Raw genomic sequence first — 16,649 nt, 5'->3', positions numbered from 1 at the left:
TTAAATTGTAAATTTATAAAGGTGTAATGATATGTCTCTTATCCAAAACCCTATTTTGCGTGGCTTTAATGCCGACCCCAGCATTATCCGTGTTGAGGACACCTACTATATCGCCAACTCAACGTTTGAGTGGTTTCCCGGCGTCCGTTTGCATGAGTCAAAGGATTTGCAGCACTGGAATCTGCTGCCGTCACCATTGTCGACCACTACTCTTTTAGATATGAAAGGCAATCCGTCTTCAGGCGGCATCTGGGCTCCGGCGCTCTCTTATGCGGATGGCAAATTCTGGTTAGTGTATACCGATGTGAAAGTCACCGAGGGTGCCTTTAAAGACATGACAAACTACCTGACCACCGCAACTGATATTCGCGGCCCGTGGAGTTCGCCGGTCAAACTTAATGGCGTAGGTTTTGATGCTTCACTTTTTCATGATGATGATGGCCGTAAATATATCGTGCAGCAAACGTGGGACCATCGAGAGTACCATCATCCTTTTGACGGCATTACCTTAACTGAACTCGATACTAAAACGCTAAAACTGATGCCCGAAACAGCAAGAACCATTTATCGCGGTACCGCAGTGGCGCTCGTTGAGGGGCCGCATCTCTATAAACTGCACGGCTATTACTATCTCTTTGCCGCTCAGGGGGGAACGGTATTTACTCATCAGGAGGTGGTGGCGCGTTCCACGACATTAAACGCCGATAGCTTTGAAACTGAGCCTGGGGAGGTATTTTTAACTAACGTTGATACCCCTGACAGCTATATCCAGAAACAAGGACACGGGGCTTTGGTTTCGACGCCCGAAGGCGAGTGGTATTATGCTTCGCTGTGCGCTCGTCCATGGAATCGCCCTGGTGAGTCAATTTATGATCCACGCGGTTGGTCCACGCTTGGCCGGGAAACGGCTATCCAAAAGGTGTACTGGGATGACGATGGCTGGCCACGAGTGGAAGGCGGTCACGGCGGTAGAACGTTTGTCGAGGGACCAAAAGACGCCATTTATACCGAAAGCACGAAAGACAACAGCCAACATGATGAATTTACAACGCCAGCGCTCAATCTCAACTGGAATACCCTTCGGGTACCTTTTAGCGAAAAAATGGGTAGCACAGGCAACGGAAAGCTAACCTTAATCGGCCAGGGGTCATTAGCGAACACCCATGACCTGTCGTTGATTGCCCGCCGCTGGCAAGCCTTTTACTTTAATGCTGAAGTTAAAGTAGTCTTTAATCCCTTTAGTTACCAACAAATGGCCGGGTTAACAAATTACTACAACGATCGCCACTGGAGTTTTGCTTTTATCACCTGGAATGAAATTAACGGTAGAGTCATTGAGGTCGCCGAAAACAACCGTGGAAAATATACTTCATATTTGAAAGATAATGCGATTAAGGTTCCTGAAAACGTCGAATACGTATGGTTACGGACGAAAGTCAGGAAGCAGACCTATAGCTATGAGTATAGTTTTGACGGCATCGCGTTTATTGAAATCCCGGTGATATTAGATGCCGCTGTTCTTTCTGATGACTATGTCCTGCAGAGCTATGGCGGTTTCTTTACTGGGGCATTTGTAGGTCTTGCTGCAGTAGACTACTCCGGTTATGACGTCAGCGCCGAGTTTTACCATTTCGATTATCAGGAACTGGGCGACTCATTAATTGGCGATGATGTTTATAGCTGGGAGGCTGGCGAGCTACGTGCTGGTTAGTTTGATGAACATCTTTTATAGTCAACCTGGCGCAGATTAACCCGGTAAGATGAAAGCGAAGATCTGTGGATTGGCAATGTTTATATCAGGACGGTGGGTTCCCCCACCGTCTCATTATGACTTTTCTACTGCTTTTTAACCCCCAGACAACCGCGAACAAATTCAGGATTAAAGTGTTTCACCGCTTCACCCACATAGCCTAAATCCAGTGCGCTGATTTGCGCCATTTCGCTGTCAGTCAGTGAGAAATCCCAGATTGCAAAGTTCTCTGCAATCCGTTCCTGCCGAGTGGATTTAGGAATCACCGTGACACCGCGCTGCACGTTCCAGCGCAGGACAACCTGAGCAATGGTTTTTTGATGAGCAGCGGCAATCCCCTGAAGCATTGCATCTTCATAAGGTTTATATCTGCCACCGCCTAACGGCGCCCAGGCTTCAGGCTGAACGTTATAATGCTTCATGGTTTCCAGCGCTGCGGGTTGCGCAAAGTAAGGATGCAGTTCGACTTGATTGACCATAGGTTTAATTCTGACGGTTTCGCAAAAGTTGGCCAAGACATGCGCATAGAAGTTGGACACGCCAATGGCTTTCAATTTACCGGCTTCATAAGCCTGTTCCAACGCGCGCCAGGCGCTGAAATAATCGCCCATGGCCTGATGCAATAAATAGAGATCGAAGTAATCCAGGCCCGATTTTTTCAGTGACGCCTCGATACCGGCTTTGGCCATATCGCCATTGGCCATGTCCTGAACCCACAGTTTTGAGGTAATAAATAATTCCTCACGGGTACACAGCCCTTCGGCGATAGCTTCACGAACTGCCTCGCCCACGGCGTCTTCATTGTCATAGACGGCAGCGGTATCAATCAGGCGATAACCGGTACGAATAGCGCTTAATACCGACTGCTTACACTCTTCTTTATCGGTAACCTTAAACACGCCAAAACCGACCATCGGCATGTTGAGGTTGTTACTTAAAACTGCGTATTCCATGAAAAGGCTCCCGTCATGTGAAAACATCATTTTAGGACCGGAATGCCAACATGATTAGTCTGTCATTTCTGATTTGACCTATGCATTGAATTCATAAATACAGGTAGGTTGATTGGCGCAACGCTACAGAGCGGAGAACGTATTGAATTAATGCCGGATATGAAACGATGATTAAGACTGAACCACAAAATATTGCTGCTATTTACCCTCATGCTCTTCACCCAACGTTAATCGTCAGGGCCGCAATTGATTATTAGATAGTCTTTTTAAGTAACTCTGATAACATGCCTGTAAAAAATGGGCCACCCTGGCGACCCATTTTTTACTCGTGGCGATTAGAACAGAATGCAGAAATAATATATGTCGCAAAAACAATAACATTCTATTATCACATTATATTGTGAACGCGACATCAAGTTACGGCATGCCATTATGCATATATCTAACTAATCTTAATATCATCGAAGTTGATATCTTCCTCTTCTTGATCGTTATTAATAACAACATCGCGAGGAACATCTTTTTTGATGACAGCATAGATGGTTGCTGTTACTAAAATATTAACTATTAATGCCATAATACCTGCCATAGGATTTGACATTGTTGGGAGCATTAATACCCCGCCAAAAGGTACAGTTGCATCCGCACCATAAACCATGGTGATTGCACCACCACAAGCACCGCCGATTGCCGCTGCTGCAATACCGCGAACGATATCATTCATCACTATAGGGATAGATCCTTCAACAATATTCACTACCCCCATAGGAACCGCCGACTTCAACATTTCGATTTCTTCGTTATTATAGATATTTTTGCGAAGCAGCTTAGCGATAAAAAATGCAAGCCCAAAACCGATAGGTGTTGCCGTGTTGACTAACTGAAGGGCCGTAACTGGCTCATTTATACCCTGTGCCTGGAGGGTTAAGACGAATGCAAAGCACGTTTTATTGATCGGCCCACCAAAGTCAACGATACACAACGCCCCAATAACAGCACCTAACACTAAATTAGATGAAGTTCCCATACTTCTCAGGAACGATGTGAGTGCATCGGTAAAAATACCAATAGGCGTGCCGATGATATAGACCATGAGCAGAGCACTGAAAATGGATGCAAAAAATGGCACAATCAATGTCGGCATTAAACCCCGAGCCCAGCCAGGAACCTTCACATTTTTAATGATAGCAAGAGCAATATACCCGGAAATGTAGCCACCGATCATGCCCCCGATAAAACCCGCACCAATAGCATTAGCGGCCAGACCGACAACAAAACCAGGGGCAATACCGGGCTTACCTGCGATCGAACCGGAAATTCCGATAGCAATAACGACGGGTAATAGTCCGAGTGCCTTAGCTCCCATGGTAGCGAAAGCCTGCCACAGATCAAATTGACCCGATACTAAAGTGTCCTGAACCGTCCCGCCAAAACCCATACCGATGGCAATAATAAACCCAGCGCCACAGACAATCGGAATCAAGAATGAGATGGCAGTCAGCAGATGACCTTTAGGGTTTGCTGCTTTCCATATTTCTTTTATATTCATAAATTACGCCCTTTATTTTATATAGGATACGCATAGGTAGGGGTTATGAATTGACTAATTCACCAAGCTTTTCAATAAGCTTATTTGGTGATTTAACTGCCATTTCCGTTGGTACTTTGACGACTTTCTTTCCGGCAAACCTTTCTTCACCGGAAACTTTAACATCGGCGGCTAACAGAACAATGTCGGCTTGTGCAATTTCTTCAGCGGTCAAGGCATTCTCAATACCTATAGTGCCTTGCGTTTCGATTTTGACATTGTGACCGGCCTTTTTTGCAGCTATTTCAATTTTCTTTTGCGCAATATAGGTGTGTGCAATACCTACAGTGCAGGCTGTAATTCCAACAATATTCATAACTATTCTCCAGAATGGTTTTTTAGATACTATGGCAGATCTGACAATTAATTTAAGCGCTGGCACCTTCAGCATTTAAAAGATCAATAATTTTTTGAGGGGAATCTTCCATCAGCAATTTTTCTACTATCTCTTCATCGGCAAGTGAACCTGAAACCTGGGATAATAATCGGATGTGGGTAGTATTTTGATCCACCAGGCATACAGCAAATAAAATAATACAACGAACGTCACTACCATCCATCGTTTCCCAGGGGATATGATGTTGGGTTCGTCCAATGGCCAATGCCGTACGGGCTACGCCTGAGGATTTACCATGCGGGATCGCTATATGATTTTCGAATCCAGTGGAGCCCTGTTCTTCACGTAACCAAACATCTTTCAGAAAAATATCTTCATTAATAACTGCTCCATCACGTACTAATAAGTCAGCTAATTCTTCAATTGCTTCTTCTTTACTCTTAGCCATCATGTTCAATTTGATATTTTTTACGTTCAGTACACTCGAAATGTCCATAAGTTACCTTCGTTAATATAAATAATCATTATTAATCAGCGATACCAGCTTCTGCCACCATGCAGTCTGCCAAACCTGTCGGGGCGCCTCGGTGGCCGGACAGCATCAATAGATAGCATCCGCAAGCGTGCGACGAGGCGCCGCACGCGAACTCCAGATATAAAAATGGTTACAGCGCTCTCAACCATATAAATCTAACGCGAAGGCAAAAAGACAGACCGGTTAAATAGACTCTTTGCACCGCACAATGGCTCAATACGGCTGAGCGCGCTGCAATTTTCAGGCAGCGATTTCGCGTTGATAGATATCGACCATTTTATCCCATGCATCGCTGACATTATCCGCCAGGGAGAACAGGCCAGAGGTTCCCACAATAAAGACGTCAACGCCCGATTGGGAGATAACATTAAAAGTTTTCTCGTTACAGGAGCCGTCAATTTCGGTCAGATAGTGGTACCCATGCGCTTCGCGCATGGCGATCAGCTGTTTAATTTTATTGAGCGACTCCGGGATAAACTTCTGACCTGCGTAGCCTGGGTCAACCGACATGACGGTCACTTTATCCAGCAGGTGCGCGTACTCTTTAATAGCATCCGCCGGTGTAGCAGGGTTCAACACCACGCCGCAGCGACGACCAGCGTCTTTAATCTGGTTCAACAGACGGAATATTTTGTTATTCGCCGTCTCAGGGTGGAAGCTGATAATATCGGCCCCGGCATCAATACACATTGGAATTATATCTTCCGGGTGATTCACCATTAGATGTACGTCGATCGGCACATCGGTAATTTTTTTCAGGTTTTCGATAAAAAACGGTGATAGCGTAATATTCTTCACATAGTTACCGTCCATAATATCGACGTGATAAAAATCAGCCCGACCGTTCATTGCCGTAATTTGCTCTCTGAATTGCGTTAAATCCATACACATTAACGAGGGCGAAAATTTAGCTGCCATACCTCACCTCTATAAAATTAGTTAGTTAAACAGTGACACGACATGCCCAAGAATGATGCCAACAACGCCAAAGTCCGCATCGCCAAAGGTGGTGGATGCAAAGCCAAGGTCGCCCATCAGGGGCAGCAAAATCGCGGGCAAAAAAGAAATCAACAGACCGTGAGCGAATGCCCCCACCACCGCGCCGCGACGACCGCCGCAGATGTTGCCGTAAACGCCCGCCGTCGCGCCGCAGAAGAAGTGCGGCACCAGGCCGGGAACAATGACGCTCAGGCCAAGCAGCGGACACAGGAACATACTCACCAGACCAGCGGCAAAACTTGACAGGAAGCCGACGATCACCGCGTTCGGGGCGAACGGAAAGACGGTTGGACAGTCGAGCGCCGGTTTCGCGTCTTTCACCAGCTTGTCGGCGATGCCTTTAAAGGCCGGAACAATTTCGGCAATAATCATGCGAACACCCGCAAGGATGATCCACACGCCTGCCGCGAAGGTCAGCGACTGGATAATGGCGAAGATGATAAAGTTCTGACCACCACTGATGCTGGTCTCAACAAACTCTTTACCTGCGACCAGTACCAGAATCAGGAACAGAATCATCATCGTCAGCGAGATAGCTACCGAGGAGTCACGCAGGAAGTTCAGCGTTTTCGGCACCTTCAGCTCTTCAATCGACGGGCTGCCTTTACCGATCGCTTTTCCCACCAGCGCCGACAGCAGATACCCGGTTGAACCAAAGTGGCCCAGCGCCAGGTCATCAGTGCCTGTAATTTTGCGGGTAAATGGCTGCAGAATAGCCGGAGAGACCACCATCATGATGCCGAGGATTACCGCCCCCACCAGTACCACCCAGAACGGCGACAGACCGCCGACAGAGAGAATGACAGCCAGCATCGCCGACATATACAGCGTGTGGTGGCCGGTCAGGAAGATGTATTTCAGCGGCGTAATACGGGCAAGGACGATGTTAAACAACATCCCCAGCACCATGATCATGGCTGTCGCAGTACCGTAGTTTTTCTGCGCCAGCGCCGCCATGGCGTCAGTATTGGGGACAACACCCTGAATATGGAAGGAGTGCTCAAACAGCTGGCTAAACGTCGTTAACGTCGTGGCGACAATCGCCGCCCCGGATGTTAATATCACAAACCCCATAATGGTTTTGAGGGTTCCGGAAATAACGTCGGAAACTGCTTTTTTCTGCAATAATAAGCCGATCAGGGAAAACAGACCGACCAGTATTGCTGGTGTGCCCAACACATCATGAATAATAAACTGCAGCATAGAATGACTCCGTAAGGCCGCAAATAATTAATCAGAGATTCTCGGAAAGAATTTCTTTGATTTTATTGTTATCCAGCAGGTTAGATAAACCAAAAACCTGTGCAGAATGGCTGGACAGATGTTCAGCTATATCCCTGGCGCTAAGAATAATATCGGCAGTTTCGCTTTTTGCTGAAGTCAGATCGGTATGGGAAACCTCTGCTTCTTTATTCAACTCTGTAATGATTTTTTTTACGTTCATTTCAACGATAAAGCTACTACCTAAACCGTTACCACAAACAATCAGAATCTTTTTCATCTCTACCTCATTATCCATTGATAACGGCTTGAATTGTTTTCATTGATGATGCTTTCAGCAGTGCTGAGAGTCGTTCATCATCGCTAAAAATGTCCGCCAGTGCTGTAATCATATTGATGTGTTCATCTCCCGAAAGCGCACACAGCATAATCACGACGTAAATAGGGTCATTATCTTCCGAATCAAAAGAAACGCCTTTTTTAATATGTAATAGCGATAGCCCGTTTTTAATAGCCCCTTGCTCCGGGCGAGCATGTGGCATCGCCAGACCAGGCGCTAAAACATAATAAGGACCAAGTTTTTGGTGGCTGTTAAAAATGGCCTGAATATAATTTTCAGTAATCGCCTCTTTCGCCAATAAGGGTTGGGCCGATAATGTAATTGCCTGTTTCCAGTCACTAATTGAATCTACAATCTGGATATTTTCCGTGGGTAGCCAGGTCGTAATCATAAATACCCCGATGGCGTTGAAGGTGCGCCTACTATAGTGGAATGCCTTTACGGCTTACCGTGATCTCCCTCGCAAAGTTAGCGCTAACATGGTAGCTATGTTAAAATTATTGTTACCGCTAACTTGATAAACCATACTTATCATTACTTTGCTGTTGGGCAATGCGCAAAGCGCTAAATATCATTTACAATGGCTGCCCAGTCAGGCGAAAGGAGGAAATCAGTGCAGACGTTAGAAGCGGACGATGGCGCGAGAGAAAAACGCAGAAAAAATACCGGTAAAATTACGCTCGCTGAAGTAGCAAAACTGGTTGGCGTTAGCACAATGACCGTGTCTCGCGCGTTACGGATGCCTGAAAAAGTGAACCCTGAACTGCGCACACGCATAGAAGCAGCGGTAAGCGAACTGGGTTATGTGCCAAATCTGCAGGCCCGCAACCTTGCCTCCGCTGACTCTAGCCTGGTGATGGGCGTGGTTCCCTCTTTTTCCTCCCCGGGCTTTCTTGCCGTCTCCGAAACACTGCAGACCGTGCTCGCGACCCAGGGCTATAGCATGATGTTTATCGAATCCGGCCAGGGTGGACAGAGTGAAGAAAAAGCTTTTGCGCAAATGCTCGCTTACAACCCGGCTGCGATTGTTCAATTCAATATTGATAACATCAGCAGTTGTTCGCAAATGATAAGTAATACCGGCGTGCCGGTGGTTGAGATTGGCGCCATCAATCGCGATGCGAGCTGGGTTAGCATTGGTGTTGACTATGCTGCAGCCATCAAAAAGTTGGTCACCTCGCTTGTACAGGCCGGATATAAAAATATCGGCCTGCTTTGCACGGCTTCCAATAACATTATGTTTCGCCAGGTACTGAGCGGCTGGAACAGCGCGATGCTCTCCGTTAACCACTCTCCGCATCGCGTGGTGACCTCTCACCTGGCGGCAGGTATTACGACCGGCCTGAACCTGCTCGGCGATATTCGTATCACCTGGCCCGAACTGGATGCGCTGATTTGCACATCCGATGAAATCGCCTGCGGTTGCATTATGGCCTGCCATGGCGCGGGGCAAAAAGTGCCCGACTCTCTGGCACTGGCAAGCCTGAGCGGGGGGACTCTTGCCGCCGTTTGTTCACCGGCGCTGACTGCCGTCGAATTTCCCTGGAGTGAAACGGGAACCCTCGCAGGACAGACATTGCTGGAGCTCCTGGCGGGTAATTCGACGGATAAATTCATTGAATTACCTTCAGCGTTACAAGTTCGCGCCAGCACCAGAAAGCCGTAGTTTTAGTGATATATTTATTGATTTGTTATCCCGCCAAATACGGCAGGATAACTATGAGTCAGAAAAGTGATGTTTTCATCTGCGGCGGAAAATGGTCAGAAAGAGAGACTGGCGCTGCAAGCCGCGCCAGTTCTGGGGTTAGCGATGGTTGCCTGACGCCATCAGGCAACCGGTACTGATTAATGCTTCACAATATACATCGTGCGGCTGTAGGCCACGTCTTCCGGATTGGTGATCGGGTATCCTTTTAACCACGGCTTGATCAGGCGGCCATTGGTATACTGATAAATCGGCGCAATAGGCGCTTTGGCCATGATGATTTTCTCTGCCGCATTGTAATCATCGTTACGCGCTTTTTCCGAGGTTTCCTGCGCCGCCTGAGCGAGGATCTTATCGTATGCCGGATCGTTAAACCGCGAGATATTACCGCTATGAGTAGAAGTGAGTAGCGACAGGAAGGTCGACGGCTCGTTGTAGTCCCCTACCCACGACGCGCGGATAACGTCGAAATTACCGGTATTACGACTATCGATGTAGGTCTTCCACTCCTGGTTTTGCAGTTTCACGTCGACACCGAGGTTTTTCTTCCACATTGACGCCACGGCGATAGCGATCTTTTGGTGATTTTCCGACGTGTTGTACAGCAGCGTCAGCTTCAGCGGACGGTCCGGGCCATATCCTGCCGCCGATAGCAGCGCTTTAGCCTGGGCATTAAGCTCGGCCTGGCTCATACTTTCAAACTGCGAAGGCTGCGGGGTAAAGCCTGCGGTGACATCAGGGGTGAATCGCCAGGCCGGTTTCTCACCGGTGCCGAGGATCTTCTCCGCCATAATCCGCCGGTCGATAGTCATGCTTAACGCCAGGCGCACGCGCTCATCGGCGGTTGGCCCTTTCTGCGTATTGAAGGCGTAATAATAGGTACCTAACTGCGGCGGCGTGTAGACCTGTCCGGGAATATCCTTCAGCAGCTTCTGATACATATTTTTCGGGAAGGATTCGGTGATATCAATATCCCCCGCCAGATAGCGTTTGGTCGCCGAGGATTCCTGGTTAATCGGCACGAAAGTCACCTGCTTAATCACCGTTTTGGTGTTATCCCAGTACTGTGTATTCGGCACGACAACCAGTTTCTCATTCACCACCCGGTCTTTCAGCACATAGGCGCCGTTGCCGATAAGGCTGCCCGGGCGCGTCCAGTTAGCGCCGCTTTCAACGTTAGCTTTCTGCACCGGGTAGAACGCAAAGCTGGCGGTCAGGTTGCTGAACCACGGCAGCGGTTTATCCAACTGCACGCGCAGCGTGTGGGCATCTACCGCCGTCACCCCGAGGGTGTCTGGCGCCGCTTTACCATCAATAATATTTTGCGCATTACTGATACCCGCTAAGGCGGCAAACCAGGCAAATGGCGAGGTGGTTTTCGGATCGACCAGCCGCTGCCAGCTATAGACGAAATCCTGCGCCGTCACCGGAGTGCCGTCGGACCAGCGCGCATTATCGCGCAGGGTAAAGGTCCAGACGCGGTTATCGTTGCTCTGCCAGCGGGTCGCCACACCAGGGATGATATTGCCCTTCGCATCCTGGTTCACCAGCCCTTCGAACAGATCGCGGATAACCTGAATTTCCGGCAGGCCGACGGCTTTAGCGGGATCTAATGAAGCGGGCTCGTCTTTGATATGGCGTACCAGCTGCTGTTTTTCAGCTAATACGGTTCCCGGAGGCACGTCAGCCGCCCAGGCAAGAGAAGAAACGCTGGCTAACCACAGCGCGCCGCATGTCAATGTGACAGGATACTTCATGAGATCCCCTTTTAAATGAACAAACCAGTGCTGGCAGAGCGATAATTATTTGTTTCCCCAGCTGAAATTGCAAACGGCTTATGATAGAAAATTGACATGACGAGTTTTTTCGCCAGCCATGGAAACTATTTGATTCCGGGGCGCTTTTCTACAACACTGCTAACAATAACCTGATGACAGGATACCCTATGCCCGTTTCACGCCCTCGCCCCTTGCGCGGCGCTTTCCCGCCAGGCACGCAACGCTACGGCCAGTCGCATCTCGGCGCGCCGCTGCTGTGGTTCCCCGCTCCGCTGGCCGATAGCCGCAGCGGTCTGATTATCGCCGGCACGCACGGCGACGAAAACTCGTCGATCGTCACCCTCTCCTGCGCGTTGCGCACGCTGAAACCGGAGCTACGTCGCCATCACGTCGTTCTCACAGTCAACCCCGATGGCTGTCAGTTAGGGCTACGCGCCAACGCCCGCGGCATCGATCTCAACCGTAACTTTCCGGCCGCTAACTGGAAGGCGGGAGAAACGGTGTATCGCTGGAATAGCGCCGCGGAAGAGCGCGATGTAGTGCTGCTGACCGGTGAAAAGCCAGGTTCGGAACCCGAAACCCAGGCGCTGTGCCAGCTGATCCACCAGATCCACCCGGCGTGGGTGGTCTCCTTCCACGATCCGCTAGCCTGCATTGAAGACCCCGGCCACAGCGAGCTTGGACAATGGCTTGCCGGGGCCTTTAATTTACCGCTGGTGGGCAGCGTCGGTTACGAAACGCCAGGCTCTTTCGGCAGCTGGTGCGCCGATATCGGCCTACCGTGCATTACCGCCGAATTCCCGCCGGTCTCCGCCGACGAAGCCACAGAAAAGTACCTCGCGGCGATGACCGATTTACTGCACTGGCACACTCACAGATGAAGCAGGCCGGTGCTGAACTGCAGCGCCGGCTCGACATCCACCGCCAGCCAGGTCGGTCCATCAAGGTCCGCGAAACGGGCCAACGGCGCCAGCGGCAGCGCGGCGGAAATGGCCCGTGAAGTACAAAGCATACAGCCCAGCATCCGCGTATAGCCCAGCCGTTCAGCCTCCTGCGCCAATAGCAATGCCTCGGTCAAACCACCGGTTTTATCCAACTTAATGTTGACCATTTCGTAGCGGCCCGCCAGCGCCGGCAGGCTTTCCCGCGTATGACAGCTCTCATCGGCGCAGATCGGCAGCGGATGAATAAAGTTTTCCAACGCCTCATCCGCGCCGGCCGGCAACGGCTGTTCCAGCATCGCCACGCCAAGATCGGCCAGCAGCTGGCAGCGAGCCGCCAGACCCTCGCCACGCCACGCTTCGTTAGCATCCACGATCAAGGTCGCCTGCGGCACCGCGTCGCGAATAGCAACCAGCCGCTCGCTAATCAAATGATCGTCGAGCTTGACCTTCAGCAGCCGCGCGCCTTTCTCCCACAGCGCGGCGGCGCTGGCCGCCATCTGTTCCGGCGTGCCGATTACCACGGTTTGCGCCGTCACCACTTCGCGCGGCAGATTGACGCCAAGCAGCTGCGGCAACGTTTTCCCCGCGCGGCGCGCCTCCAGATCCCACAGCGCACAGTCGACGGCGTTGCGCGCGGCTCCTGCCGGCAGTAGCTGTTGCACCTGCTCGCGGGTAGCGCCGCGCTCAAGCTGCTCACCGATTGCCATAATCTGCGCCATCACCGAGGCGATGCTCTCACCGTAGCGCGGATAAGGCGTACATTCTCCGGCCCCTTTTACCCCATCCTCTTCTATTTCCACCACGACAACTTTGGCCTCGCTGCGGCTGCCGCGAGAAATAACAAACGGCGTGTGTAGCGGCCATGATTCTTCAAAAACTCGAAGGTTGCGCATTCCCTGGGCCTCTTAGGTAAATGTTAAATAGAGTTTGCCGTGTTGCTGGCTGATGTCATACACTAACTACGACGTTAACTATATGTAAACAGGAAGATAACCATGTCGCAAACCGTACATTTCCAGGGTAACCCAGTGTCCGTTCAGGGCTCCATTCCGCAGGCTGGCGCGAAGGCGCAGCCGTTTACGCTGGTCGCCAAAGATCTCTCTGACGTCACGCTGAGCCAATACGCTGGTAAACGTAAAGTACTGAATATTTTCCCAAGCATCGATACCGGCGTCTGCGCGGCATCGGTTCGCAAATTCAACCAACTGGCTTCTGAGCTGAACAACACCGTGGTGCTGTGCATCTCCGCTGACCTGCCGTTCGCGCAGTCCCGTTTCTGCGGCGCAGAAGGCCTGAGCAATGTGGTCACCCTGTCCACCCTGCGCGCGCCGCAGTTCCTGGCAGATTATGGCGTTGCTATCTCCGCAGGCCCGCTGGCTGGTCTGGCAGCACGTGCAGTCGTCGTTATCGATGAAAACGACCAGGTGGTTTACAGCCAACTGGTTAACGAAATCACCGAAGAGCCGGATTACGATGCGGCGCTGGCTGCGCTGAAAGCGTAATCGCCCTCCTTCTGTTATCAAGCCTCCTTCAACGGAGGCTTTTTTCTTTGCGCGGCGCATAGCGCGAAATCAACCGCGCGGTGGCCGGGCCGGTGAGCAATATGGTAAACAGGCGCAGCGTTTGCATCGCCATGATAAAAGACATATCCGCCCGGGTCCCGACGGCGATTATCGCTACCGTATCCAGGCCGCCGGGGCTGGTCGCCAGATAGGCGGTGAGAAAATCCAGCGGCAGCAGGTGCGTTAACGCTAAAGCCATCAGCGCGCACAGCGCGATCAAGCCAACGATGGCGGCGATGATTTGCGGTAGCGTCTTCAACGCCAGCAGAAAAATCTCGCGATTAAACTGCAGGCCAACCGTCCAGCCGAGCGCGGTATACGCCAGCACCAGTAACCATTCCGGTAGCTCCAGCAACAGCATGCCCTCGCCCTGCGCCAACGCGCCGGCCAGCATCGGTAATAACATTGCCCCGGACGGGATGCGTAAACGTAACCCCAACCAACCGGCGACCGCGGTCAATAGCAGCGTTAACGGTAGATTAAAAGTCAGCGGCGGGAACCAGACGATATGCTGGGTCATCTCCTGCGCCTCGCCGCCAAGCGCCAAACGCACCACCATCACCGCCGCGCCGACCACAAAGAGCACCCGCAGATACTGCATCAGAGCCACCAGCCGAACATCGGCTCCATACTCCTGCGCCATCACCACCATCGCCGATGCGCCACCCGGCGAGCTTCCCCACGCGCCGGTTGCTCCGGGTAGCGAACTGTAGCGCACCAGCAGCCAGCCGGTCAGCGCGCTGATGGCTAGCGTGGAAAAGAGGATAATCAACACCAGCGCCCAGTTGGCGGCCAGAACGCCGAAAATAGACGGCGTGAGCGCACGGGCGATCATGCAGCCGATGATAGCCTGAGCGGCGATAAAGAAGGGACGAGGGAGACGAATCGTGGCGCCGCGCAGGCTGAGGATTATTCCGGCGATCAGTGGGCCAAGCAGCGGCGCGGCAGGGAGATGAAAGCGGAACAGCACAAAGGAGAGCACGGCGGAGAGTACCAGTAATATCATCCACTGAGGCCAATCCCGTTGCAGCACCAACCGTCACCTTCCCGGAAAAAAGAATAATAAAATAAGTATATACAGAAATATCGCTAAAAAAACGCAGTTAATTGCGGCCGCGCCGAGCCGGCCGCAACCTGTGACTTACTCGTCGCCCTTCTTCTGGCTCAGACCATACTCGCGCAGCTTGTTAGCAATCGCGGTATGCGAAACGCCGAGACGTTTGGCTAATTTACGCGTGCTGGGGAAACTGCGATACAACTGCGTCAATACCGAACGCTCAAAGCGGCGGGTAATATCGTCGAGCGATCCTTCCATCGCCTCTTCGCCAACCGGCAGCGACGACACATCGTGATCTGGCAACAGGATATCCTGCGGGCGCAGTTCGAAGCCATCAAGCTGGGTTAACGCCCGGTACACTGCGTTTTTCAACTGACGCACGTTGCCCGGCCAGCTATAGCGGGTCAACACGGTATTAAGGTCGGCAGAGAGTTTGGGCCGCGGGATGCCCTGCTCATCGGCAAAGCGCGCGACGAACAGTTCGGTGAGCGGCATGATGTCCTGCGGACAATCACGCAGCGGCGGCAGGTTCAGCGTCAACACATTCAGACGATAATAAAGATCTTCGCGGAACAGCCCTTTCTGCACCAGTTCGACGAGATTTTTTTGCGTCGCGCAGATAACGCGGACATCGACATGCACTTCGTGATCTTCACCGACGCGACGGAAAGTGCCATCGTTGAGAAAGCGCAACAGCTTCGTTTGCATGCCCGGCGACATTTCGCCGATCTCATCCAGCAGCACAGAGCCGCCGTTGGCCTGCTCAAAGAAACCTTTTTTCCCCTGCGACGCATCGCCGAACAGCTCGCTCTCCACCGCGTTTTCCGGAATCGAACCGCAGTTCAGCGCCAGATACGGTTTGCTGGCGCGCGGGCTGGCCAGATGGCAGGCATGGGCAAGCAAATCTTTACCGGTACCGGTATCGCCGACAATCAGCAACGGGGCGCTAAGCATCGCCAGCTTGCGGGCCTGTTCAACGACGTGGCGCATTTTCGGCCCAACGGCGAGGATCTGGCTAAAGGCGCTGGTATCCTGGGTCGTTAGCGTTTGCAGTTGACGCCCCATACGTACGGTGGAGCGCAACATCACCACGGCGCCGGTCAGCACGCGTTCGGCGTGTTCGCCTTCCAGATACACCGGCGTTACTTCCAGCATAAAGTTTTGGCCATTAACGACCACATGCTCGGTATGCGACTCCAGCGGATTGCCTTCCAGCCAGCGCTGCAGGTTGAAATCAGTAATGAGTTGCGCCACCGGATGGCTGCGTAAGCGGGCCTGGGTTTGACCAAACAGCTGGCAGCTGGCCGGGTTGGCAAGCTCTACTTTGCCTTTGGCATCCAGCGACAGCACCGGTTCCGGCATTGCCACCAGCAGCGCGCTCAGCGCCAGATGTTCCCGTTCTGACGGCATCCACGCCACGGTACGTACATCGGTTACGCCGGAGATACGGCGGATTTCCGCCATTAAACTGCTGAAACTGGCGAACTCCAGCTCGGCGAAATTAAGGTAGATTCGGCCAATCGGGTCGATATCGATACCGCGCAGGTCAATACCGCGCAGCACCAGCAAATCGAGTAATTCACGGGTCAGACCAAGACGGTCCTGACAAAAGACTTCCAGACGCATAGGAGTTTTCACCCTAAAAAGGCCAATGACGGATGAATGATAGGACAGATATGGGCTTACGTGAAGATAGCTGTCAACAATTATTGACAGTATGGCGGAAAAATGGGCTTTATGCCGTAAAGTTATGCGGGCAACAGTAAACTGTTTAAAGGATTTCATCAATTACAGCAGACGCAGCGTATCGTTTGGTCCAGGAAAGCATATGCGTTGTGTTAATTCAGAGCACATTGCGCTCCCGATATTTCTTCTGCGTT

At 51.4% G+C, this 16,649-nt stretch carries 16 protein-coding genes; 4 read left to right on the top strand and 12 right to left on the bottom strand.

The window, feature by feature from the left end; genetic code table 11:
• The first annotated feature begins 31 nt into the window (after positions 1–31).
• Positions 32–1,711, top strand: a complete 1,680-nt coding sequence (locus tag ABLV78_RS10865) for a glycoside hydrolase family 43 protein (RefSeq protein ID WP_047047283.1) — start codon at positions 32–34, stop codon at positions 1,709–1,711.
• Between the two features lie 125 nt (positions 1,712–1,836).
• On the opposite strand, the gene ABLV78_RS10860 is transcribed toward ABLV78_RS10865, so the two are convergent.
• From ABLV78_RS10860 to ABLV78_RS10825, 8 genes are all read right to left on the bottom strand, one after another.
• A complete protein-coding gene (locus tag ABLV78_RS10860) occupies positions 1,837–2,703 on the bottom strand; it encodes an aldo/keto reductase (RefSeq protein WP_047047287.1) in 867 nt (288 codons plus the stop codon).
• Positions 2,704–3,145: 442 nt separating this feature from the next.
• Positions 3,146–4,252 (bottom strand): PTS fructose transporter subunit IIC, encoded by a 1,107-nt coding sequence (locus ABLV78_RS10855; RefSeq protein ID WP_015366291.1) that lies wholly within the window; start codon positions 4,250–4,252, stop codon positions 3,146–3,148.
• 43 nt (positions 4,253–4,295) lie between these two features.
• Positions 4,296–4,607, bottom strand: a complete 312-nt coding sequence (locus ABLV78_RS10850; RefSeq protein ID WP_001028229.1) for a PTS fructose transporter subunit IIB — start codon at positions 4,605–4,607, stop codon at positions 4,296–4,298.
• Positions 4,608–4,659: 52 nt separating this feature from the next.
• A complete protein-coding gene (locus tag ABLV78_RS10845; RefSeq protein ID WP_047047290.1) occupies positions 4,660–5,124 on the bottom strand; it encodes a PTS sugar transporter subunit IIA in 465 nt (154 codons plus the stop codon).
• Positions 5,125–5,403: 279 nt separating this feature from the next.
• Positions 5,404–6,081 (bottom strand): D-allulose 6-phosphate 3-epimerase, encoded by a 678-nt coding sequence (alsE, locus tag ABLV78_RS10840; protein ID WP_032711805.1) that lies wholly within the window; start codon positions 6,079–6,081, stop codon positions 5,404–5,406.
• A gap of 21 nt (positions 6,082–6,102) precedes the next feature.
• Positions 6,103–7,365: a PTS ascorbate transporter subunit IIC gene (gene ulaA, locus ABLV78_RS10835; protein ID WP_015366288.1), complete on the bottom strand. Its 1,263-nt coding sequence runs from the start codon at positions 7,363–7,365 to the stop codon at positions 6,103–6,105.
• 31 nt (positions 7,366–7,396) lie between these two features.
• A complete protein-coding gene (locus ABLV78_RS10830) occupies positions 7,397–7,663 on the bottom strand; it encodes a PTS sugar transporter subunit IIB (protein WP_045393078.1) in 267 nt (88 codons plus the stop codon).
• 10 nt (positions 7,664–7,673) lie between these two features.
• Positions 7,674–8,114 (bottom strand): PTS sugar transporter subunit IIA, encoded by a 441-nt coding sequence (locus tag ABLV78_RS10825; RefSeq protein WP_045393081.1) that lies wholly within the window; start codon positions 8,112–8,114, stop codon positions 7,674–7,676.
• Between the two features lie 222 nt (positions 8,115–8,336).
• On the opposite strand from ABLV78_RS10825, the gene ABLV78_RS10820 reads away from it, so the two are divergent.
• Positions 8,337–9,389, top strand: coding sequence for a LacI family DNA-binding transcriptional regulator (locus ABLV78_RS10820; protein ID WP_072251429.1), 1,053 nt, complete (start codon positions 8,337–8,339; stop codon positions 9,387–9,389).
• Between the two features lie 179 nt (positions 9,390–9,568).
• Here ABLV78_RS10820 and ABLV78_RS10815 read toward each other — a convergent pair whose 3' ends face one another.
• Entirely contained in the window at positions 9,569–11,185 is a 1,617-nt protein-coding gene (locus ABLV78_RS10815) for a peptide ABC transporter substrate-binding protein (protein WP_047047294.1), read from the bottom strand.
• A gap of 188 nt (positions 11,186–11,373) precedes the next feature.
• Between ABLV78_RS10815 and mpaA the strand changes: the two genes are divergently transcribed.
• The gene (gene mpaA, locus ABLV78_RS10810; protein WP_015366282.1) at positions 11,374–12,087 is read left to right on the top strand and encodes a murein tripeptide amidase MpaA; all 714 of its coding nucleotides are present in this window, start codon (positions 11,374–11,376) and stop codon (positions 12,085–12,087) included.
• Here mpaA and ycjG read toward each other — a convergent pair.
• Entirely contained in the window at positions 12,078–13,043 is a 966-nt protein-coding gene (gene ycjG / locus ABLV78_RS10805; protein ID WP_045393093.1) for an L-Ala-D/L-Glu epimerase, read from the bottom strand. The genes mpaA and ycjG overlap by 10 nt on opposite strands.
• A 102-nt stretch (positions 13,044–13,145) precedes the next feature.
• Here ycjG and tpx point away from each other — a divergent pair, with 102 nt between their 5' ends.
• Positions 13,146–13,652: a thiol peroxidase gene (gene tpx / locus ABLV78_RS10800; protein WP_015366280.1), complete on the top strand. Its 507-nt coding sequence runs from the start codon at positions 13,146–13,148 to the stop codon at positions 13,650–13,652.
• Positions 13,653–13,680: 28 nt separating this feature from the next.
• Here tpx and ABLV78_RS10795 read toward each other — a convergent pair whose 3' ends face one another.
• Both ABLV78_RS10795 and tyrR read right to left on the bottom strand, forming a co-directional pair.
• Positions 13,681–14,718 carry an AbrB family protein gene (locus ABLV78_RS10795; RefSeq protein WP_047047297.1) on the bottom strand — a complete coding sequence of 346 codons (1,038 nt, stop codon included), beginning with the start codon at positions 14,716–14,718 and terminating at the stop codon, positions 13,681–13,683.
• A gap of 135 nt (positions 14,719–14,853) precedes the next feature.
• Positions 14,854–16,395: a transcriptional regulator TyrR gene (gene tyrR, locus ABLV78_RS10790; protein ID WP_045393099.1), complete on the bottom strand. Its 1,542-nt coding sequence runs from the start codon at positions 16,393–16,395 to the stop codon at positions 14,854–14,856.
• Positions 16,396–16,649: the final 254 nt, after the last annotated feature.

The sequence above is a fragment of the Klebsiella sp. CN_Kp075 genome (genome assembly GCF_040065055.2).
GTDB lineage: Bacteria > Pseudomonadota > Gammaproteobacteria > Enterobacterales > Enterobacteriaceae > Klebsiella > Klebsiella aerogenes.
Note: the sequence above shows the minus strand (reverse complement) of the source record. Positions and strands in the feature narration are given on the sequence as shown.